General features: G+C 64.5%; 18 protein-coding genes. 10 read left to right on the top strand and 8 right to left on the bottom strand.

Annotated elements, in window-relative coordinates; genetic code table 11:
• Positions 1 to 68 precede the first annotated feature (68 nt).
• The 4 genes from IC762_RS15085 to IC762_RS15070 all read left to right on the top strand — a co-directional run bounded on the left by IC762_RS15085 (position 69) and on the right by IC762_RS15070 (position 4,786).
• Positions 69 to 1,097 carry a LacI family DNA-binding transcriptional regulator gene (locus IC762_RS15085; RefSeq protein ID WP_195789553.1) on the top strand — a complete coding sequence of 343 codons (1,029 nt, stop codon included), beginning with the start codon at positions 69 to 71 and terminating at the stop codon, positions 1,095 to 1,097.
• 228 nt (positions 1,098 to 1,325) lie between these two features.
• Entirely contained in the window at positions 1,326 to 3,164 is a 1,839-nt protein-coding gene (locus IC762_RS15080) for an IlvD/Edd family dehydratase (protein ID WP_195789552.1), read from the top strand.
• Between the two features lie 118 nt (positions 3,165 to 3,282).
• Complete coding sequence (locus IC762_RS15075; protein ID WP_195789551.1) at positions 3,283 to 4,014, top strand: SDR family oxidoreductase; 732 nt, start codon at positions 3,283 to 3,285, stop codon at positions 4,012 to 4,014.
• Between the two features lie 25 nt (positions 4,015 to 4,039).
• Positions 4,040 to 4,786: an SDR family NAD(P)-dependent oxidoreductase gene (locus IC762_RS15070; RefSeq protein ID WP_195789550.1), complete on the top strand. Its 747-nt coding sequence runs from the start codon at positions 4,040 to 4,042 to the stop codon at positions 4,784 to 4,786.
• Here the strand turns inward: IC762_RS15070 and IC762_RS15065 are convergent.
• Positions 4,780 to 5,652, bottom strand: coding sequence for a LysR family transcriptional regulator (locus tag IC762_RS15065; protein ID WP_195789549.1), 873 nt, complete (start codon positions 5,650 to 5,652; stop codon positions 4,780 to 4,782). The two genes, IC762_RS15070 and IC762_RS15065, sit on opposite strands and share 7 nt — an antisense overlap.
• Before the next feature lie 92 nt (positions 5,653 to 5,744).
• On the opposite strand from IC762_RS15065, the gene IC762_RS15060 reads away from it, so the two are divergent.
• From IC762_RS15060 to IC762_RS15045, 4 genes are all read left to right on the top strand, one after another.
• Positions 5,745 to 6,659, top strand: a complete 915-nt coding sequence (locus IC762_RS15060; protein WP_195789548.1) for a DMT family transporter — start codon at positions 5,745 to 5,747, stop codon at positions 6,657 to 6,659.
• A gap of 99 nt (positions 6,660 to 6,758) precedes the next feature.
• Complete coding sequence (locus tag IC762_RS15055) at positions 6,759 to 7,439, top strand: site-2 protease family protein (protein WP_195789547.1); 681 nt, start codon at positions 6,759 to 6,761, stop codon at positions 7,437 to 7,439.
• 95 nt (positions 7,440 to 7,534) lie between these two features.
• On the top strand, positions 7,535 to 7,939 hold the full coding sequence (locus IC762_RS15050; RefSeq protein ID WP_195790144.1) for a hypothetical protein: 405 nt from the start codon (positions 7,535 to 7,537) through the stop codon (positions 7,937 to 7,939).
• 159 nt (positions 7,940 to 8,098) lie between these two features.
• Entirely contained in the window at positions 8,099 to 9,319 is a 1,221-nt protein-coding gene (locus IC762_RS15045) for an ABC transporter substrate-binding protein (protein ID WP_195789546.1), read from the top strand.
• A gap of 129 nt (positions 9,320 to 9,448) precedes the next feature.
• On the opposite strand, the gene IC762_RS15040 is transcribed toward IC762_RS15045, so the two are convergent.
• From IC762_RS15040 to IC762_RS15010, 7 genes are all read right to left on the bottom strand, one after another.
• The gene (locus IC762_RS15040) at positions 9,449 to 10,234 is read right to left on the bottom strand and encodes an energy transducer TonB family protein (RefSeq protein WP_195790143.1); all 786 of its coding nucleotides are present in this window, start codon (positions 10,232 to 10,234) and stop codon (positions 9,449 to 9,451) included.
• Positions 10,235 to 10,250: 16 nt separating this feature from the next.
• On the bottom strand, positions 10,251 to 10,721 hold the full coding sequence (gene exbD / locus IC762_RS15035; protein ID WP_195789545.1) for a TonB system transport protein ExbD: 471 nt from the start codon (positions 10,719 to 10,721) through the stop codon (positions 10,251 to 10,253).
• A gap of 3 nt (positions 10,722 to 10,724) precedes the next feature.
• Complete coding sequence (gene exbB, locus IC762_RS15030; protein ID WP_195789544.1) at positions 10,725 to 11,735, bottom strand: tonB-system energizer ExbB; 1,011 nt, start codon at positions 11,733 to 11,735, stop codon at positions 10,725 to 10,727.
• A gap of 4 nt (positions 11,736 to 11,739) precedes the next feature.
• On the bottom strand, positions 11,740 to 12,429 hold the full coding sequence (locus tag IC762_RS15025) for a Fe2+-dependent dioxygenase (RefSeq protein WP_195789543.1): 690 nt from the start codon (positions 12,427 to 12,429) through the stop codon (positions 11,740 to 11,742).
• Between the two features lie 21 nt (positions 12,430 to 12,450).
• Positions 12,451 to 15,048 carry a TonB-dependent receptor gene (locus IC762_RS15020; RefSeq protein ID WP_195789542.1) on the bottom strand — a complete coding sequence of 866 codons (2,598 nt, stop codon included), beginning with the start codon at positions 15,046 to 15,048 and terminating at the stop codon, positions 12,451 to 12,453.
• Between the two features lie 255 nt (positions 15,049 to 15,303).
• Complete coding sequence (locus IC762_RS15015) at positions 15,304 to 15,543, bottom strand: hypothetical protein (protein ID WP_195789541.1); 240 nt, start codon at positions 15,541 to 15,543, stop codon at positions 15,304 to 15,306.
• A gap of 110 nt (positions 15,544 to 15,653) precedes the next feature.
• Complete coding sequence (locus IC762_RS15010) at positions 15,654 to 16,118, bottom strand: MarR family winged helix-turn-helix transcriptional regulator (RefSeq protein WP_195789540.1); 465 nt, start codon at positions 16,116 to 16,118, stop codon at positions 15,654 to 15,656.
• 183 nt (positions 16,119 to 16,301) lie between these two features.
• Between IC762_RS15010 and IC762_RS15005 the strand changes: the two genes are divergently transcribed.
• On the top strand, positions 16,302 to 17,471 hold the full coding sequence (locus IC762_RS15005; protein WP_195789539.1) for an efflux RND transporter periplasmic adaptor subunit: 1,170 nt from the start codon (positions 16,302 to 16,304) through the stop codon (positions 17,469 to 17,471).
• On the top strand, positions 17,468 to 20,614 hold the full coding sequence (locus IC762_RS15000; protein WP_195789538.1) for an efflux RND transporter permease subunit: 3,147 nt from the start codon (positions 17,468 to 17,470) through the stop codon (positions 20,612 to 20,614). Before IC762_RS15005 ends, IC762_RS15000 begins: the two co-directional genes overlap by 4 nt.
• Positions 20,615 to 20,624 lie beyond the last annotated feature (10 nt).

Below are 20,624 nucleotides of genomic sequence, written 5' to 3'. Positions count from 1 at the left end.
TTAGCAACGGCTTGGTAGCGCTGTCAATATTTCTTTGTCCGGCGCAGTGCCTGTGATATGAGCGACAAATGCCCCGCAAGCCCATCATGCCAGGCAAGATCCGGCTCACCGAAGTCGCAAAACTCGCCGGCGTCAGCCCGATCACCGCCTCGCGCTTCTTCAGGAACCCGGAAGCTCTCTCCGTCGGCAAGCGCGCGCGGGTCGAAAGTGCGGCAAAAGAACTCGGCTATGTGCCGAATCTGGCCGCCCGCGCACTCGCCTCGCAGCGGACCGAAGTGATCGGTGTCCTGATCCCGTCGCTGACCAACAATGTGTTCGCCGACGTGCTGCGCGGCATCTATGACGCGCTCGAGGGCAGCCGTTACTCGATTCAGCTCGCCAACACCCGCTACAGCATCCTGCAGGAAGAACGCCTGCTGCGTCTGTTTCTGGCACAGAAGCCGGCCGGCCTCATCGTCACCGGCATCAATCAGACCGCGGACTCCCGCGCCATCATGGAGACGGTCGATTGCCCGATCGTCCAGATCATGGAGATCGGCCCCGCTCCGATCGACATGATGATCGGATTCTCGCATTTTGATGCGGGGAAAGCCGCCATCTTGCATCTGCTCGCGCAAGGCTATCGCAGAATAGGCCTGCTTGGAGCCCGTATGGACCCTCGCGTGCAGCGGCGGCTCGACGGTTATCGCGCGGCCATGACCGAAGCCGGACTGTTCGATGAGGGGCTGATCCTCACGACCGCCATACCGACCTCCGTCACGCTCGGCGGCACGCTGTTTGCCGATTTGCTCGCCAAGGCGCCCGAGATCGATGCCGTGTTCTGCGTCAATGACGACCTCGCGCTCGGCGCGCTGTTCGAATGCAAGCGCCGGCATATGGTGGTGCCGGACCAGATCGCGATCGTCGGCTTCAACGACCTCGAATTCATGGCCTCGAGCGAGCCGACGCTAAGCAGCGTGCGCACCAACCGCTACGAAATGGGCAGAAACGCTGCCATGATGGTGCTCGAGACGCTGGAGGGCCGCCGGCCGGCCGAATCGATCGTCGATCTCGGCTTCAGTGTCATGGAGCGGCAAAGCTCGGGGCGACGCGGCTGACATCCAACCGACAAGCGCCCGTCACAAAAGACTGCGAAGGCGACAAAATGATAGCGCAACCAAGATGCTTCAACTAAGGTCCAATCCATCAGCCGATACACCTGTGCGTGATCGATCAAGTTTGTAATGCGTGACGATTTGCGCAAGGTAGAAACGAACGTTGAACCACAGCCATGAACCAGAGCCCATGAACGGGCCCATCAAGAGTTTGCATTGCGGGAGAAACAAATGACAAAACCCCACACCAACGGGCACGACGCCGCAGGCGAGACCAACAAGGGCAAGGGCCGCAAGCTCCGTTCCCAGGAATGGTTCAACAATCCGCACAATCCGGGCATGACCGCACTCTATCTCGAGCGCTACCTCAATTACGGACTGACGCGCGAGGAACTGCAGTCGGGCAAGCCGATCATCGGCATCGCTCAGACCGGCAACGATTTGTCGCCCTGCAACCGGCACCACCTCGAGCTCGCGCATCGCGTGCGCGAGGGCATCCGCGCCGCCGGCGGCATCGCGATGGAGTTTCCGACCCATCCGATCCAGGAGACCGGCAAGCGCCCCACCGCGGCACTCGACCGCAACCTCGCCTATCTCGGCCTGGTCGAGATCCTGTTCGGCTATCCGCTCGACGGCGTCGTGCTCACCACCGGCTGCGACAAGACCACGCCCGCCTGCATGATGGCGGCCGCGACCGTCAATTTGCCCGCGATCGTGCTGTCGGGCGGCCCGATGCTGAATGGTTGGCACGAAGGCCAGCGCACCGGCTCCGGCACCGTGGTGTGGAAAGCGCGCGAGCGGCTCGCCGCCGGCGAAATCGACTACGAGCAGTTCATCGAGATCGTGGCCTCCTCGGCGCCGTCGGTCGGCCATTGCAACACGATGGGCACCGCCTCGACCATGAATTCGCTCGCCGAAGCGCTCGGCTTCTCGCTGCCGGGCTGTGCGGCGATCCCGGCGCCGTATCGCGAGCGCGGCCAGATCGCCTACGAGACCGGCAAGCGCATCGTCGACATGGTCTGGGAGGACCTCAAGCCGTCGGACTTCCTGACCCGCGAGGCGTTCGAGAACTGCATCGTGGTCAACTCCGCGATCGGCGGCTCGACCAATGCACCGATCCACATCAATGCGCTGGCGCGCCATGTCGGCGTCGAGCTGTCGATCGACGACTGGCAGAAATACGGCCACGACGTGCCGCTGCTCGTCAACATGCAGCCGGCCGGCTTCTATCTCGGCGAGGAATATCACCGCGCCGGCGGCGTGCCCGCGGTGGTGCGTGAGCTGATCAAGCACAAGCGGATCCATGAAGGTGCGTGGACCGTCAACGGCCGCACCATGGGCGAGAACTGCAAGGAAGCGCCAAAGCCCGATGGCGATGTGATCTGGAGCTTCGACAAGCCGCTGGTGAAGGACGCCGGCTTCCTCGTCCTGCGCGGCAATCTGTTCGATTCCGCGATCATGAAGACCAGCGTGATCTCCAGGGAATTCCGCGACCGCTATCTCTCCAACCCGAAGGACCTCAACGCCTTCGAAGGCCGCGCCATCGTGTTCGAGGGCCCGGAGGACTATCACGCGCGGATCGAGGATCCCGCGATCGGCATCGACGAGCACTGCGTGCTGTTCATCCGCGGCACCGGCCCGATCGGCTATCCCGGCGGCGCCGAGGTGGTGAACATGCAGCCGCCGGCGGCGCTGATCAAACGCGGCATCCTGTCCCTGCCCTGCATCGGCGACGGCAGGCAGTCCGGCACCTCAGGGTCACCGTCGATCCTCAACGCCTCGCCGGAAGCCGCGGCCGACGGCGGGCTCGCGATCCTCAAGACCGGCGACAGAGTGCGCATCGACCTCAACAAGGGCTCTGCCAACATCCTGATCTCGGAGGACGAACTGCGAACGCGCCGCGCGGAGTTGAAGGCCAAGGGCGGCTTCCCGCACCCGGCCAACCAGACGCCGTGGCAGGAGCTCTACCGGCAGACCGTCGGCCAGCACGCCACCGGCGCCTGCCTCGAACTCGCGACGCGCTACCAGAACATCGCCGGCACCGTCGGCGTGGCGCGGGACAATCACTGATCCATCACCGTCATTGCCGGGCTTGACCCGGCAATCCATCGCTCTTCGCAAGATGGATGCGCGGGTCAAGCCCGCGCATGACACTGGATAACACGACAAGAGCTGAAGGAAGCAACGCATGTCAGACCGACTGAAGGGAAAGCGCGCCGTCGTCACCGCCGCGGCGGCGGGCATCGGGCGCGCCTGCGCCATCGCGTTCGCGCGCGAAGGCGCCACGGTGATCGCGACCGACATCAACGAGAGCGGCATCGCGAACCTCGGCAAGGACGGTATCGCCGAGACGGCGAAACTCGACGTCCGCAGCACCGCCGACGTCGACGCCTTTGCCAAGCGGGTCGGCAAAATCGACGTGCTGCTCAACGCGGCAGGCTTCGTGCATCACGGCACCATCCTCGAGTGCTCGGAAGAGGACTTCGACTTCACCTTCGACCTCAACGTCAAGTCGATGCACCGGACCATCAAGGCATTCCTGCCGGCGATGCTGGCCGGCGGCGGCGGCTCCATCGTCAACATCTCGTCCGGCGCAGCGCTGCGCCCGCCGGCCAACCGCTATGTCTACAGCGCGTCGAAGGCGGCGGTTTCGCTGCTGACCCGCGCGGTCGCGCTCGACTTCATCACCCAGGGCATCCGCTGCAATTCGATCTGCCCCGGCACCGTGGAGACGCCCTCGATGCTCGATCGCGCGGCCGCCGCCGGCCCCGACGGGCGCGAGAAATTCGTCGCCCGCCAGAAGATGGGCCGGCTCGGCACCGCGGAGGAGATCGCTTCCATGGCGGTCTATCTCGCGAGCGACGAGGCCGCATTCACCACCGGCGTCGACATGGTCGTCGATGGCGGCTTCATGCTCTGATATCGACGCGAGCAAAGGCATCAAAATGAACAAGATCGATCTCGACGGCCGCTGTGCCGTCGTCACCGGCGGCGCGCAGGGCTTCGGCCGCGCCATCACCGAGCGCTTCGTCGCCTCCGGCGCCAAGGTCGCGATCTGGGATTTCGACCAGCCGCTGGCGGAGAAGACCGCGCGCGCGATCGGCGAGAACGTGATCGCGATCAAGACCGACATCGCCGATCCCGACGCGGTGGAGGCCGCGCGCGATCAGACGCTGCGGGCGTTCGGCAGGATCGACATCCTCGTCAACAATGCCGGCATCACCGGCGCCAACAAGCCGGTCTGGGAAACCGATCTCGACGACTGGCGCAGGGTGATGCGGATCAATCTCGAAGGCCCCTTCATCTGCTGCAGGGCGATCGTACCCACCATGATCGGCCAGAAATACGGCCGCATCGTCAACATCGCCTCGATCGCCGGCAAGGAAGGCAACCCGAACGCCGCGCACTACTCGGCGTCGAAGGCAGGCCTGATCGCGCTGACCAAGTCGCTCGGCAAGGAGCTCGCGCAACACGACGTCCTGGTCAATGCGGTGACGCCGGCGGCGGCGAAGACCGCGATCTTCGACCAGATGACGCAAGCGCATATCGACTTCATGCTGTCGAAGATTCCAAAGGCCCGCTTCGTGCTGGTCGAGGAGCTCGCTTCGCTGGTGTCGTGGCTGGCGTCGCAGGACTGCGCCTTCTCCACCGGCGCGGTGTTCGACATCTCCGGCGGCCGCGCGACTTACTGACGCCCTCGCCTGGTCGGCTGTCGCAAGGCCGCCACCAGATGATCCGCCAGCAGCGCCGCCGCACGCGGCAGGTTCGGCGCGCGGTGCAGGCGGATGTCGGCGCGCGGCAGCGCCGGCAACCCTTCGCGCGCGCTGAGGCGCCGCAGCGTCGACGGAAACGTGCCCGACTTCACCACGGTGACGGCAAGGCCTTGCGCCGCGATCGCTTCGACGGCCGCGAGGCTGTGGCTGACGAAGGCGAGCCGCCACGGCCGCGACGCCTCGTCCAGTGCCTGCATCGCCCAGCTCCGGAACAGGCAGCCCTGCGGATAGAGCGCAACCGGCAGCGGGTCGATCTGTTCGACGCGATGCGTCGAGCTCGCGGCCCAGACCGCCTGCTCGGTGCGCAGCAGCTCGCCCTCGCCGCGTCCCTCCGGATGCATCGCGATCACGAGGTCAAACGCCTCGCCGAGGCGATCGGTCATCGTCGAGGTCAGCCCGGTCTCCATCTCGACATGGACCAGCGGATAATTGGCGACAAAGCCCGCCAGCAGCGGCGGCACGATCAGGGTGCCATAATCGTCCATCACGCCGAGGCGAACCTGGCCGTCCATGCCATGCTCGCGCACCCGCCCGATTGCCTCCTCATTGAGGCTGAGGATGCGGCGGGCATAGCCGAGCAGCCCCTCGCCGGCGGCGCTGAGATCGACATTGGCCTTGCTGCGGTGGAACAGCTCGGCCTGCAGCCTCTCCTCCAGCCGCTTCACCTGCATGCTGACGGCCGATTGGGTGCGGTTCAGCGCCGAGGCGGCGCGGGTGAAGGAGCGATGCTCCGCCACCGCGACAAAGGCCTGCAGGAGATCCGGGTCCAGGATGGGCGCGTTCATAACGAACCGTGATTTAATCGATCAAATCTATTCAATTTCCTGATTACCGCCCCTGCCCTAGATTGCGCAAGCGGAACGAGAGGATCGAAGCGATGGGCGAGTTATGGGGCGTGCTGGCGGCGGTGCTGTCGAGTGCACTCGGCGGAACCTCGATCGCGGCGACCCGCTTCCTGGTCGGCACCATCGATCCGCTGGCGATCGGTTCGTTCCGGTTTGGAATCGGCGTGCTGCTGTTGCTGCCGCTCGCCCTGTTGCAGCGTACGGCCTGGCCGCCGCGGCGTGATTGGCCTGGCACAGCCGGCCTCGGCCTGCTGTTCTTCGCGGCGTTTCCGATCCTGTTCAACGCCTCGCTGATCTTCACCACCGCGGCGCGCGGGGCGTTGGCGCTGTCGACGCTGCCGCTATTGACCATGCTGGTCGGCGCCATCATCGGCGTCGAGCCGCTGACGGCGCGAAAGACCACCGGCGTCCTGGTCACGATCCTCGGCGTTGCCATGGCGCTGCTCTCCGGCCTCGCCACGGCGCCGCCGGGCGCCTGGCGCGGCGACTTGCTGATGGTGGCGGCTGCGCTGTGCATGGCGCTCTACAGCATCTGGTCGAAGCCCTATATCCGCCGCTCCGGCCCGATCCCGTTCACCACGCTGGCAATGGCGGCCGGCGGCGCGGTCCTCGTCATCGCCTCGCTGATCCGCGGCAGCTTCGCGCCGGTTGCGAGCTTCGGCGCGCCGCAATGGTTCGGCGCGATCTATCTCGGCGCCTTCGGCGCGGCGCTGACGTTCTATCTCTGGGCCTTCGCCCTGCAACGCACGACGCCGACCCGGGTCGCGATCTCAGTCACCGTCAATCCGATCGCGGCGTCGCTGGTCGGGGCGACGCTGCTCGGCGAGCCGCTGAGCTGGAATCTGGTGGCCGGTATCGTCACCGTATTCGCCGGCATCTGGATCGCCACCACGCAACCGCGGGCCATGCGCACCGGCGCGGCCGCCATGGCGCAGGATCGGCGCTGAGCGGGAGCGGCCGAACGCCGCTAGCTGCCGGCAAGGACGTTAGTAAATCCGTGCTAGCCTGCTCCACCCGGCCCTGAAGCGAACCGAAGGCGGCACGCATTGAATATCTCCCTCTACGGCCTCTCCGTCTGGGTGCTGCCGCTGATCATCGCCATCACCTTCCATGAGGCGGCGCATGGTTTCGTCGCGCACCGGCTCGGCGATGACACCGCCTGGAAGCTCGGCCGCGTCAGCTTCAATCCGCTCAAGCATATCGATCCCTTCGGCACCATCATCCTGCCCGGGATGCTGCTGCTCGCGCACTCCCCATTCCTGTTCGGCTACGCCAAGCCGGTGCCGGTCAACTTCCGCAACCTCAACCATCCCAGGCTCGACATGGTGTGGGTGGCGCTGGCGGGCCCGGTGACCAATATCATCCTGGCGACTGCAGCCGCCCTGGCATTCCACGCGCTGCCATTGGCGCCGGCCAGTGCCGCGCAATGGACCTTCGACAATCTGAAAAATGCGTTCCTGATCAATATCGTGCTCGCGATCTTCAACATGATGCCGATCCCGCCGCTGGACGGCGGCCGGGTCGCGGTCGGGCTGTTGCCGCGGCCGCTCGCCATGGCGCTGGCCCGGCTGGAGCCCTACGGGATGCTGATCCTGATCGGGCTCTTGATCGTGCTGCCCGCCATCGGCGCCCAGCTCGGCCTCAATCTTGATGTTATCTCCGCGATACTGCGGACACTGATCGGCTATGTAATGAAAGCCCTTCTCGTCATCACCGGAAACACATAGGTTCCGGAGATGATCGAGATCGGAGAACCGGGACCCACCGGCCCGGATCATGCGGGCAGGAACGTTTCGAGGCCATGGTGATCAAAGCTGCCGACATGCTGATTGCGCGACGCGCCGACACCCGTGCGCGGGCGGACTTTGCAACCTGGAAGATGATGGCCAAGCTGAACGGCGCGTCCGCGCTGCCGCCGGAGGCACAGCAATTCCTGGCCGGCTACAGGCAGCTGCTGGGGCAGATGGACGAGGCCCAGGCCGGCGAAGCCACCATCCAGCAGATGTATCGCAGCTACTATGCCGAGATGGGCGGAGCCGGCAAACCGCCGGAGGTTCCGGCGCGCTCCCGCGAACCGGTGGCCGACCACGGCAACGTCACCGCGTTCCGCCGTCTGCCTGCCAAGGCCAAGCCGACCGATCCGAACGCCAAGCGTCCGCTGCCGGTGGCGCTGATCTTCGCCTGCCTCGTCGTGGTCTACGTCGCGATCCGCTACTACTGGAGGTAGCGGCCTCGTCGCGGCAAGAGCGGATTGAAGAGCCGGATTCCCCGTGCCCCGGAATATGAGACCTTCGGACGACCGCTCGCGGCCGCCTAGGCGACACTCCCCTTGCCCGGCATAATGCCGGCACAAATCGAATTGCCAACAAGAGCATTTGGAGGGGACATGAAGCACCGCATTGCAGCCCTTGTCATCACCACGAGCCTGGCGTTTGCCGGCCACGCGTCGGCGCAGACCATGGACAAGGTCGTCAGGGTCGGCTCCCTCGGCGACCAGTCCGGGCTCTACCAGGACATCGGCGGACCGGGCTCGACGGTCGCGGCGCAGATGGCGATCGAGGATTCCGGGCTGCTCGCGAAGGGCTGGAAGATCGACCTGATCGCAGCCGATCACCAGAACAAGCCCGACGTCGCGGTCAACATCGGCAAGCAGTGGATCGACGTCGAGAAGGTCGACGTGTTCGTCGATCTCGCCGCCTCCAATGTCGGGCTCGCGATCGCCAACCTCGCCAAGGAGAAGAACGTCGTCAATTTGAACTCCGGCTCGGGCTCCTCCGACCTCACCGGTTCGCAGTGCACGCCGAACACGGTGCATTGGGCTTACGACACCTACATGCTGGCCAACGGCACCGGCCGGGCGCTGGTGAAGTCCGGCGGCGACAGCTGGTTCTTCATTTCGGCAGACTATGCGTTCGGCCAGGCGCTCGAGCGCGACACCACCGCGGCCGTCACATCGAGCGGCGGCAAGGTGCTCGGCAGCGTCAAGCATCCGCTCAACACCGCCGACTTCTCCTCCTTCCTGCTGCAGGCGCAGAGCTCCAAGGCCAAGGTGATCGGCCTCGCCAATGCCGGCGGCGACACCACCAACGCGATCAAGCAGGCGGCCGAGTTCGGCATCGTCTCCGGCGGCCAGAAGCTTGCGGGCATGCTGATGTTCATCACCGACGTGAATGCGCTCGGCCTCAACATCGCGCAGGGCCTCAACTTCACCGAGAGCTTCTACTGGGACATGAACGACCAGACCCGCGCCTTCTCGAAACGCTTCATGGAGCGGTTCAAGAAGAACCCGCCCACCATGGTGCAGGCCGGCGTCTACGCGTCGCTGATCCATTACTTCAAGGCGCTGGAAGCGCTCGGCGGCAATCCGCATGACGGCCGCGCCGTCGTCGCCAAGATGAAGGAGCTGCCGACCGACGATCCCTTGTTCGGCAAGGGTTCGATCCGCGCCGACGGCCGCAAGATCCACCCGGCCTATCTGTTCGAGGTGAAGAAGCCGTCGGAGTCAAAGTATCCGTGGGACTATTACAAGCTGGTTGCTACCATCCCCGCGGACGAGGCCTTCATCCCGCTCGAGAAGAGCGCCTGCCCGCTGGTGAAGAAGAGCTGACGCTCGTCATTCCGGGGCTCGCGGAGCGAGAGCCCGGAATCCATCGATCCACGGAGCATGCGGTACAATGGATTCCGGGCTCGCGACTTCGTCGCGCCCCGGAATGACGAAAGAGAACGAGGCGTCGCCTCAGCCCTTGCCCTTGACGCGGAAGATCACCGGCAGCGTGAAGCTCAGGCCCTCGTCGGCGACGAGCGGCGGCGGTGCCGGAACGGGATCCGAGCGTTTGACCATCGCGAGCGCGGCTTGGTCGAACGCGGCGTCGCCGGAGCCCTTCTCGATCGCCATGTCGAGCACGTGGCCGAGCCGGTCGAGCGTGAAGCGGACATAGATCTCGGCCGATTTCAGCGCGCGATCGGTCGGATATTTCTTGTGCTTGTCGAGATGCGCCATCAGGACCTTCTGCCAGGTTTCCCGCGCGCGCTTGACAGAGCTGCCGTTGTCGATGATCGGCGCCGCCGACTTCGGCGCATCGGGGGCGGGCAAGGAGGGCATCGCGGTCGCCTCGGCCGCGACCGATTCCTGGGAGGCGGAGGTCTGCACGGCGGCGACCTTCTGCTCTTCCTCGACCGGTTTCTTGTTGTCGTTTTCGGTCACCGTCCGATCAGCCTCGTCGGTCTCGGTCGGCGTGTCCTTTGGCAGGTCGGTTTCCTTCACCTCGGCCTTTTGCTCGGCGATCTGCGGCGATGCCACCGACGCATCCTGGTCGGGCCCGGCGGGCAAGTCGGTAACCTCGCGCTGCGGCGCCGCGAGTTCGACCCCGACCTCGATCGCCGTTGCGCCCGAGACGTCCTCTGGGTCTTCGTCCTGTAGATTGGTGAGTGCGAGCGCGGCGCCTCCGATATGCAGCGCGAGCGCGACTACCGCGGCCGTGACCCACAGCGCCCGAGACGGTTTGGTTTCGAGATCGGACATCGGCGTCAGGCCTTCGTCATGGGTTCGCCGCCGCCGGCGCGCCTTGCGGCGCCGCCGCGGCATCCGGAACCCCTTCCAGCGCCACCAGCTTGATCTTGGAATAGCCGCCCTTGCGCAGGAACTCCAGCACATCCATCAGCTCGCCATAGGGAACCGATCGGTCGGCGCGCAGGAAGATGTACTTGTCCTTGCCCATGTCGGGCATCGCATCGAGCGCGCTCACCAGATCGACCCGCTTGACGAAATTCTCGCCGATCGCAAGCGAGAGGTCCGGCTTGATGCTGATATAGGTCGGCTTGTCCGGCTTCTTGGTCGGCGTTGCCGTCGAGGTCGGCAGGTCGATCGGCAGGTCCACGGTCGAGAGCGGCGCCGCCACCATGAAGATGATGAGCAGCACCAGCATCACGTCGATGAACGGTGTGACGTTGATCTCGTGCGATTCCGCGAAATCGTCGTCGCTGTCGTTTTCGGCGACTGAGAACGCCATCGCCTACTCCGCTGCGGCCGCGCGCGCGTGCGGGGAAACGCCATGGGTGCGGTCGAGATCGCGCGACAATAGCCGCGCGGCGGCGCCCGAGGCGCGGCTGACGAGCTCGAGATAGCCCTTCGTGACGCGCGAGAAGTGGTTGTAGATGATGACCGCGGGGATCGCCGCGACCAGGCCGATCGCGGTCGCCAGCAGCGCTTCGGCGATGCCCGGCGCCACCACGGCGAGGTTCGTGGTCTGCGACTTCGAAATGCCGATGAAGCTGTTCATGATGCCCCAGACGGTGCCGAACAGGCCGACGAAGGGCGACGTCGCGCCGATGGTCGCGAGCAGGCCCATGCCGAGCCGGATACGGCGGCCCTCGGCGCGCACGATCTCGGCAAAGCTCGACGCCGCGCGCTCCTTGATGCCCTCGTCGCTGGAAATCCCGGCCGACAGCCGTCCCTCCTGCATCGCAGCGGCAATGAAGGACGACAGCACGCTGCCCTTGGCGCCGAGCGCGAACTGCGCTTCCGCCAAAGAACGCGCTTCAGCGATCTTGTTGAGCGCGCCGCGCAGCTTGCCTTGCACCACCGTGAGCTCGATCATCTTGGCGATGAAGATCGTCCAGGTGACGAGCGAGGCAAAGGCGAGACCGAGCATCACGGCTTTCACGATGATGTCGGCGTTCATGAACATGGTCCACGGCGACAGCTCATGCATGCCGGTGGTGGTCGACTTCAACAGCTTGCTGTCGCCGGGCGCAGGCGCAGCCGATGATGCATCGGTCGCCGGCGCTGCGGTGCTCTCCGCCGGAGCAGCTTGCGATTGCGACGCAGCGGGAGATGTCTCGGCCGCCGGCGCGGGCTTGGCCTGTGACGTTGGCGCGGCCTGGGACGGTGCCTGCGGGCGGGCCACGGGCGCAGATTGTGCGGCAGGCGCCGCCGGCTGCTGCGCCGAGGACGGCGCGGCCAGCGTGAGGATCGCCAATGAGGCGATCATGGCGGATGCAGCGCGGAACATGGATGCCTTCATTAACTTACACTTCAGCCCAGTGGCGGATCAGGTTGTGATAAATCCCGGTCAATTTGACCGTTTCGGGGTCATCGCGCCCCAGCCGTTCCACCAGAGCCTGTATGGCGGTGTCGAGATCGAAGATCAGGCTGCGCGCATGAGCATCCCGTACCATGCTCTGCAGCCAGAAAAAAGACGCCACCCGGGTGCCCCTGGTGACCGGCGTGACCAGGTGCAGGCTCGACGCAGGATACACCACCAGATCGCCCGCCGGCAGCTTGATTTCGTGGGATCCGTAGAGGTCCTCGATCACCAGCTCGCCGCCATCGTATTGTTCCGGCTCGGATAAAAACAACGTGACCGAGAGGTCCGTGCGGATCCGCAGGCCCGTCAGGTGGTCGCCGCGCACCGCATTATCGACGTGCAGACCGAAATGGTGTCCGTCGTCAGCGGCATAGCGGTTGAACAAGGGTGGAAAGATTCTAAGCGGGATCGCGGCCGAGATGAACCGCGGGCTCGCCGAGAGCGCCGTCAGGATGCGGTTGCCGAGCTGCCGCGCGACATCGCTGTCGGGCGGCAGCTGCTCGTTGCGTTTGACCAGCGCGGAGGCAGCACCTGCGGTCGAGCGGCCGTCTTCCCATTCGGCTTGATCCATGATGCGGCGGAAATCCGCCACATCTTCCTTGCTCAGGACGTTAGGAACACAGACCAGCATCGCGCCGCTTCGCAGCCTCCGTCAGTAACGTGCAGAAATGACCAGATACGCAGCACGTCCCGGCGCTTCGAGCACGAACGGCGTGGCACTCTGGTACAGCGCGTCGTAGTAGCGCTTGTCGAAGATGTTGTTGACGAACAGCTTCGCCGTCCAGTTCTTGTCGATCTTCCCTTCGACGAAGGTGTCGAAGCGCCAATAGCCAGGGATCGACGTGCCCTGGTTCGCGGCGAGCAGTGTGCCGCCATAGATCTTCGAACGATAGACCGCCTGCCCGCCGACCTCGATCCGGTCGGTGACTTGGTACTTCGACAGCATGCTGAACGACTGATGCGCGACATTGGCGAGCGGCAAGCCGACATTCGTCGTGTACAGCATCGGCTGCGGCGACGGCGCCAGCGACTTTGTTACCTCCGACTGCATCAGCACAAGGCCGCCAAACACGCTCCATTTGTCGGTGATCTTGCCACCGACGCCGAGATCGATGCCGCGGATGCGATAGGCAGCACCGGCGGTGATGCACGAAACGGTCGTCACTCCAGCCGGTGGCGAATACGAACAGCCGACCGGTATGTTTGCCGGAAGCGTCGAAGCGGTAATGTTCTGTGCTTCGCGTGCATTCTCCTTCTCGGTCTGGAACAGCGCCGCCGTGATCAGCAAATGACGATCAAACACCTCCCATTTGGTGCCGACTTCGATCGCCTTGTTCTTCTCCGGCCCGAAAATCTGAGTGTTACCGCCCGCAAGGACTGGGGCGATGCCGCCATAAGCGCTGCTCGTACCGTCGAATTCGGCACCCACCGGATTCGACGATGTCGCGTAGGCTGCATAGACACTGCCGTTCGGCAGCGGCTTGAGTGTCAAACCGAGGTTGAAGTTCGGCAGACCAAAATCGGCGCTCTGCGTACCGAACGTGGACGTTCCGCCAATCGTGGCATATCCCGACGTGTTGACCTTGTAATCATCGTATCGGACACCACCGTTGAGGATCACAAGGTCGCGGTAATTGGCAGTATCCATGAGATATCCGCTCGTGGTGTCGATCCCGATTTTGGTCGGTTTTCCGGACAGCGAGGGACTGCCAGGAAACGGTATGTTGGTATACTGCGGATTGAAAACGCTGACGCCGGGCAAGGATCCGGTGCCGGTGAAGGTTGACGTGCCAGTCGTGAGCTCGGAACTGAGCCCGCTGTAGCTGTCGATGGAAGACCGTTCGCGGTCGTATTCGACACCGGCAAGCACGGTATGCTTGAAGCCAACATCATCGTTGAATTTGTAGGTCGCCTCGGTCTGGTTGGCGAACACGTCGGTGACCTGGAAGCGGCTCTGTGGGTTGGCGGTCAGGGTTGCCGTTGAGAGCGGAGTGGGCGCCGTCGCCGATTCAGGCAGCGTTCCAATGTAGTTCTGGCTCGAGCTTGAGTCTCGAATCTTGTTGGAGATCGTCAGGTCAGGCGTGATCTGCACCTCGGCGTTGATCGTGCCGATATCCTGTCCGGTGCGGTAGAAGTCGCGGTTGACGAAGCCGTAGAAGTTGTTTCGGTTGACGCCGAAATCGGTGTACGGCCCTCCCGCCGTGGTTGTGAAGATGTTGCCGGTGGCCGGGGCGCCAGGGCGATAATACGGCACGCCGAAATCCGGTATGCCGGTGAGCTCGGTATGGATGTAGTTGCCGGTGATCTTGACCGCATCGACCGGCTTCCAGGTCGCGGCGACGAAGCCGCCGTCGCGATTATCGGTGACGTAGTCGCGGCCGGCGACGCCGGCATCCTGGAACAGACCGCCGGCACGGATCGCGAGCGTCGGGCTGATCACCTGGTTGACATCGAGCGTCACCCGCTTGGTGCGATCGGTACCGAACGTGGTGTCCATGTTGTAGAAGCTCTTGTCCGTCGTCGCCTGCTTGGTGACGATGTTGATCGCGCCGCCCGTGGTGCCGCGGCCGGCGAACGACGAGCCCGGACCGCGCAGGATCTCCACCTGCTCGGTGAAGAAGTTCTCGCGGACGCTGACGCCGGAATCGCGGACGCCATCGATGAAGATGTCGTTGCGGGCGTCGAAGCCACGGATGAAGAAGCGGTCGCCGAAGGCGTTACCGCCCTCGCCCGTGCCGAGCGTGACGCCGGCCGTGCTGAGGATTGCAGACTTCAGCGACGTCGCGTTCTTGTCCTCGAGGATGTCCTTGGTCAGCACAGTCACCGACTTCGGCGTGTTCAGGATGGGCTCCGGAAATTTCCCCGAGGCCTGCAGACGGTCGCCTTTGTAGGGCGCAGCCGGATCGGCATAGGGATCACGATCGGCGGCCAGGCCGCCGGCGTTGGGGTATGGAACCGGCGCGACCGGCTTGGCCTGCTGGGTGCGGCGCGCGGCGCGGCGCAGCGCCGTGCGGGCGCGGACCTGGGCCGGCGTCGGTTTGGAGACGGCAGGACGCGGGCGCGCGATCGGGGCATCGACCGTCACCGGCGGGAGGTTGGGATTGGCCGTCTGCGCCTCGGCACCCGAAAAGGATGCCGCCGCGATCAGACTTGCGACCGCGGAAACCTTGGCCCCGGAATAGTTCGTATTGTTGGCCGAACCTATCGCTGCGTCGAAGCGCAGCGATTTCGGCGCCTTTACCTTGCTCATTGACACGCCCCCAGAAAGATCAAGTCCGCGCGGAGTCGAAAGTGCGACGAACTGTCTCTATCGGTTATCGAGCGTGATTTTTTTTAGCAATGTAATCGCAGCAACAGTCCGCTTGAATCGCCCCAATTGAAAGCGATTCTAATCTGCGAGCTCAAAACTCCGCGCTTCAATTTTTAAGAGTTCTAAAAACGATTCTAATAATCGTTCTAAACTGCGCGAGACGCCGTTGGCGATAGCGCATTGCGCGCTGCGCGATCACTCCTGGCTCGGTGGCTTCATCAGCGAAAACAGCTCGTCGACGGTTCGCTGCGCCACCTGCCGCACGCGGTCGGAGTTCTCCATGCCCGCGATGTTGACACCGCTGACGACGGCTTTGATCTCGTCGCGGAAGTCGGTGAGGAAGCGCAGCGGATCGCGCTGCTCGTTGGCGACGCGCGCGATCAACCCGGTGATCAGGATCTGACACGCCATCATGCGTCCGTTCAGTTCATCCATCGCGGCCCTCCTCGTCTCGCAGCAACGAGGCGCGATATGAACGACATCCGTTCGCGTTTCAACTGTAGTGCGTGAATGCGGCACCATGAAAGGCCGCGCAGCGTGCTGCGCTATTTCGCAGCGATGCTCTCCGGTCCCTCGCCGAGGGTCTTGATGCGATCCTTGACCTCGCGCAGCGTGGCCAAGCCGGTTTCGACATGCGCGCTCGACACGTCGCGCAGCACGTCGGTTGCGATCGCATCGCGCAGGCTGTCGAGATCGTCGACCAGCTGGCGCCCCGCCCTGGTCAGGAACAGACGGTTGGCGCGGCGATCCCTCGGGTCGGGTCGCCGTTCGAGCAGGCCGTGCTCGACGAGGCGGTCGAGCAGCCGGACCAGCGAGATCGGCTGCATCTCGAGCACGTCGGCGAGGTCGACCTGGGATAGTCCCTCGCCCTGCTCGCGCAGCCGGAACAGGACGATCCACTGGGCGCGCGTGGTCCCTCGCGCCTTGGCGCGATGGTCGATATAATTGCGCAGCAGCCGCGAGCTCTCGACAAGCTGGGCAATGAACTGGCGTCTGAGATCGAGCGACATAGGAAGTCCTTGGGAGCGTTCCCGGGAGGTATGTTTCCGTGCGTTTCTGACCTAAATCTTTCCAAATGTTTAGGATTCTCAAGTCGTAGTGTGTTTACACATTAAGTGCACGCATATTATATCCGCAAGCTCCGGGAACTGTTTCCATCACCCTTTATTGTTTCGTCCAACCCAAGAGCCCGCATGTCGAAGTCACGTACCATCGGTTGGGTCCTGCTGATCGCGGCGATCGGCGCGGGGGGCTATTATGGCTGGGGGAAATATCAGGCGAACAAGCAGGCGGAGATCACCGCGCAGAAGCGCGCCGCCCAGCGTCCCGCCGTTCCCGTCAAGATCGCGCCGGTCGAAAAGGCCGACTTCCCGGTTTTCCTGACCGGCCTCGGCACCGTGCAGGCGTTCAACACTGTCCAGGTCCGCACCCGGGTTGACGGCCAGATCACCAGGATCGCCTTCAAGGAAGGCCAGTTCGTCAAGGCCGGCGATACCCTGGTCGAGATCGATCCTCGCCCCTACAAGGCCGCGCTGGATCAGGCTACGGCCAAGAAGGCCCAGGACGAGGCCAATCTCGCCAACGCCAATCTCGATTTGCAGCGCTACACCAAGCTCGGCGAGTTCGCCACGCGCCAGCAGCTCGACACCCAGCGCTCCACCGTGGCCCAGCTGACCGCCCAGATCGCCGCTGACGAGGCCGCCATCTCCAACGCGCAGACCCAGTTCGACTACGCCACCGTCAAATCTCCGATCGACGGCATCGTCGGGCTGCGCCTGGTCGATGTCGGCAACATCGTCAACGCCTCGGCCGCGACCGGCATGGTGACGATCACCCAGATCGAACCGATCACGGTGATCTTCACCGCGCCGGAAGAACAGTTGCCCGATATCAAGGCCGCGCTTGCGGTAGCGCCGCCGAAGACCATCGCGCTGACCACCGACGGCAAGAAGGTGCTGTCCACCGGCACGCTGGCGCTGATCAACAACCAGGTCGACACCACCAGCGGGACTGTTCGGCTCAAGGCGGTGTTTGATAACAAGGACCATGCGCTGTGGCCGGGCCAGTCGGTCTCGACCCGGCTCCTGGTCCGAACCCTGAAGGACGCCACCGTCGTCCCCGATGATGCGGTCCAGCATGGCGTTGACGGCCTCTATGCCTATTCGGTCAACCAGGAGAACAAGGCCGAGCTGCGCAAGATCAAGGTCAGTTCGTCGATCGACGGCAAGTCGGTGATCGACGAGGGCCTGTCGCCGGGACAGCAGGTGATCACCGCGGGACAGTACAAGGTCTCGCCGGGAACCCTGGTGACGACGGCGGTGGCGAGCTCGGACCAGGCACAGTCGAAGGTCAAGCAGGAATGAGCGACGGAATTTCCGCACCATTCATTCGGTTTCCCATCGGCACCTCGCTGCTGATGGCCGGCATTCTGTTTGTCGGTCTCGTCGCCTATCCGCTGCTGCCGGTGGCGCCGCTGCCGCAGGTCGACTTCCCGACCATCCAGATCACCGCGACGCTGCCGGGCGGCAGCCCGGAGACCATGGCAACCTCGGTCGCCCAGCCGCTGGAGCGCCAGTTCGCGCAGATCCCCGGCATCGCCCAGATGACCTCGACGAGCTATCTCGGCACCGCCTCGGTCACGATCCAGTTTGACCTCAACCGCTCCATCGACGGCGCCGCCAACGACGTGCAGGCCGCCATCAACGCCGCCAGCGGCCAGTTGCCGAAGAGCCTGCCCTCGCCGCCGACCTATCGCAAGGTCAACCCGGCGGACGCGCCGATCATGCTGCTGTCGGCCACTTCCGACACGCTGCCGCTGACCACGGTCAGTGACTCCGTCGACGCCCAGCTCGCCCAGCAGATCAGCCAGATCTCCGGCGTCGCGCAGGTCATCATCGGCGGCCAGCAGAAGCCGTCGGTCCGCGTCCAGATCGACCCGGCCAAGCTCGTCGCCAAGGGCCTGTCGCTGGAGGACGTTCGCGCCGCGATCAATATCGCGACCGTCGACAGCCCCAAGGGCAATATCGACGGCGCCACCCGCGCCTACACCATCTATGCCAACGACCAGTTGCTCACGGCGGATCCCTGGAACGACGTCATTATCGCCTACCGCAACGGCGGTCCGTTACGGATCCGCGATATCGGCAAGGCCGTCACCGGGCCGGAAGATGCCAAGCAGGCCGCCTGGGCCAACGGCAAACGCGGCGTGTTCCTCGTCGTCTACAAGCAGCCCGGCGCCAACGTCATCGACACCGTCGACAAGATCAAGGCGACGCTGCCGCGGCTGGTCGCCGCCATCCCGCCGGCGGTCAAGATCGAGGTCATCTCCGACCGCACCACCACGATCCGCGCCGCGGTGGAGGACGTCCAGTTCACCCTGCTGTTGACCATCTTCCTGGTCGTGATGGTGATCTTTGCCTTCCTGCGCAGCTTCTGGGCCACCGTCATCCCCGCCGTGACGGTGCCGCTGGCGTTGCTCGGCGCTTGCGCGCTGATGTGGATCTTCGGCTACACCCTCGACAATCTGTCGCTGATGGCGCTGACCATTGCAGTCGGCTTCGTGGTCGACGATGCCATCGTGATGCTGGAGAACATCAGCCGCTACATCGAGGAGGGCGAGAAGCCGCTCGCCGCGGCCTTCAAGGGTTCCAGCGAGATCGGCTTCACCATCGTCTCGATCAGTATTTCGCTGGTCGCCGTGTTGATCCCGCTGCTCTTGATGGGCGGCATCATCGGCCGCCTGTTCCGCGAATTCGCGGTGGTGCTGGCGATGACGATCTTCGTCTCGATGTTCGTGTCACTGACGTTGACCCCGATGATGGCCTCGCGCTTCCTGCGCGCCCACAACGAGGAGCGGCACGGCCGGCTGTACAAGCTCAGCGAGCGCGGCTTCGATGCGATGCTGCGCGGCTATCAGAGCGGCCTCGACCTCGCGCTGCGCTGGAAGTTCACGACGCTGATGGTGTTCTTCGCCACGCTGGCGTTGTCGGTCTACATGTTCGTCATTATCCCGAAGGGCTTCTTCCCGCAGCAGGACGTCGGCCTGATCTCGGCGACCTCGGAAGCCAACCAGGACATCTCCTTCGCCGACATGAAGGGCAAGCAGGAGGAGCTCAGCAAGATCGTGATGGCCGATCCGGCCGTGGCGACGGTCGCGATGGCGATCGGCGGCAGCGGCCGTGCCGGCAACAACGGCAACATGTTCATCACGCTGAAGCCGCTGAGCGAGCGCGACGCCAACGCCCAGCAGATCATTGCCCGGCTGCGGCCGAAGCTGGAGAAGGTGCTGGGTGCACGGCTCTATATGCAGGCCGCGCAGGACGTTCGCCTCGGCGGCCGCCCCACCCGCACCCAGTTCGAATTCACGTTGCAGGACGCCAACCTCACCGAGCTGAACGAGTGGGCGCCCAAGATCCTCAACAAGATGCAGACGCTGCCGCAGCTGCGCGACGTCGCGACCGACCAGCAGACCAACGGCACCACGCTGGAACTGAAGATCAACCGCGACACCGCCTCGCGCTACGGCATCCAGCCGCAGCTGATCGACGACACGCTCTATGACGCGTTCGGCCAGCGCCAGGTGACGCAGTACTTCACCCAGCTCAACAGCTACCACGTCATCCTCGAGGTGCTGCCGGAGCTGCAAGGCTCGGTCGACACGCTGAACAATATCTACATCAAGTCGCCGCTGACCGGCGAACAGGTGCCGATCTCGACGTTCGCGAAATGGACCACCGTACCGGTGCGTCCGCTCTCGATCAGCCACCAGGGCCAGTTCCCGGCGATCACCATCTCGTTCAACCTGGCGCAGGGCGTGGCGCTCGGACAGGCGACGGATGCGGTGCAGAAGTCGATGGTCGAGCTCGGCGCGCCGCCGACCCTGAGCTCGAGCTTCCAGGGCACCGCGCAGGCGTTCCAGCAGTCGCTCTCGACGGTGCCGCTGCTGATCCTGGCCGCGCTCGTGGTGGTCTATCTGATCCTCGGTATTCTCTACGAGAGCTACATCCACCCGATCACGATTCTGTCGACATTGCCATCGGCCGGCGTCGGCGCGCTGGCGATCCTGATGGCGGCCGGCTTCGACTTCTCGCTGATCGCGCTGATCGGCATCATCCTCCTGATCGGCATCGTGAAGAAGAACGGCATCATGATGGTCGACTTCGCGATCGCGGCCGAACGCGACCAGCACATGGAGCCGGTGGCGGCGATCCGGCAGGCCGCGCTGCTGCGCTTCCGCCCGATCATGATGACGACGATGGCCGCGATGCTGGGCGGCGTGCCGCTGATGCTCGGCACCGGCACCGGCTCCGAAATCCGCCAGCCGCTCGGCTACGCCATGGTCGGCGGCCTGATCGTCAGCCAGGCGCTGACGCTGTTCACGACGCCCGTCGTCTATCTCTATCTCGACCGGCTCTCCAACGCCTTTGCGAACTGGGGCCGCTCGCCGCGCGCGGACGACGACGCCGGTCACGGCGAGGACGGGTCGGTCAAGCAGGCCGCCGAGTGACTTGACTTTG

Source organism: Bradyrhizobium genosp. L, assembly GCF_015624485.1.
GTDB lineage: Bacteria > Pseudomonadota > Alphaproteobacteria > Rhizobiales > Xanthobacteraceae > Bradyrhizobium.
The sequence above is the reverse complement of the archived record's forward strand: the minus strand, read 5'-3'. Positions and strand labels throughout refer to the sequence as shown.

What these genes read in the sequence shown, in the direction of transcription:
- IC762_RS15085 (WP_195789553.1), top strand. Translation starts at nt 69, where the DNA reads ATGCCCCGCAAGCCCATCATGCCAGGCAAGATCCGGCTCACCGAAGTC.
- IC762_RS15080 (WP_195789552.1), top strand. Translation starts at nt 1,326, where the DNA reads ATGACAAAACCCCACACCAACGGGCACGACGCCGCAGGCGAGACCAAC.
- IC762_RS15075 (WP_195789551.1), top strand. Translation starts at nt 3,283, where the DNA reads ATGTCAGACCGACTGAAGGGAAAGCGCGCCGTCGTCACCGCCGCGGCG.
- IC762_RS15070 (WP_195789550.1), top strand. Translation starts at nt 4,040, where the DNA reads ATGAACAAGATCGATCTCGACGGCCGCTGTGCCGTCGTCACCGGCGGC.
- IC762_RS15065 (WP_195789549.1), bottom strand. Translation starts at nt 5,652, where the DNA reads ATGAACGCGCCCATCCTGGACCCGGATCTCCTGCAGGCCTTTGTCGCG.
- IC762_RS15060 (WP_195789548.1), top strand. Translation starts at nt 5,745, where the DNA reads ATGGGCGAGTTATGGGGCGTGCTGGCGGCGGTGCTGTCGAGTGCACTC.
- IC762_RS15050 (WP_195790144.1), top strand. Translation starts at nt 7,535, where the DNA reads ATGCTGATTGCGCGACGCGCCGACACCCGTGCGCGGGCGGACTTTGCA.
- IC762_RS15045 (WP_195789546.1), top strand. Translation starts at nt 8,099, where the DNA reads ATGAAGCACCGCATTGCAGCCCTTGTCATCACCACGAGCCTGGCGTTT.
- IC762_RS15040 (WP_195790143.1), bottom strand. Translation starts at nt 10,234, where the DNA reads ATGTCCGATCTCGAAACCAAACCGTCTCGGGCGCTGTGGGTCACGGCC.
- exbD (WP_195789545.1), bottom strand. Translation starts at nt 10,721, where the DNA reads ATGGCGTTCTCAGTCGCCGAAAACGACAGCGACGACGATTTCGCGGAA.
- exbB (WP_195789544.1), bottom strand. Translation starts at nt 11,735, where the DNA reads ATGAAGGCATCCATGTTCCGCGCTGCATCCGCCATGATCGCCTCATTG.
- IC762_RS15025 (WP_195789543.1), bottom strand. Translation starts at nt 12,429, where the DNA reads ATGCTGGTCTGTGTTCCTAACGTCCTGAGCAAGGAAGATGTGGCGGAT.
- IC762_RS15020 (WP_195789542.1), bottom strand. Translation starts at nt 15,048, where the DNA reads ATGAGCAAGGTAAAGGCGCCGAAATCGCTGCGCTTCGACGCAGCGATA.
- IC762_RS15015 (WP_195789541.1), bottom strand. Translation starts at nt 15,543, where the DNA reads ATGGATGAACTGAACGGACGCATGATGGCGTGTCAGATCCTGATCACC.
- IC762_RS15010 (WP_195789540.1), bottom strand. Translation starts at nt 16,118, where the DNA reads ATGTCGCTCGATCTCAGACGCCAGTTCATTGCCCAGCTTGTCGAGAGC.
- IC762_RS15005 (WP_195789539.1), top strand. Translation starts at nt 16,302, where the DNA reads ATGTCGAAGTCACGTACCATCGGTTGGGTCCTGCTGATCGCGGCGATC.
- IC762_RS15000 (WP_195789538.1), top strand. Translation starts at nt 17,468, where the DNA reads ATGAGCGACGGAATTTCCGCACCATTCATTCGGTTTCCCATCGGCACC.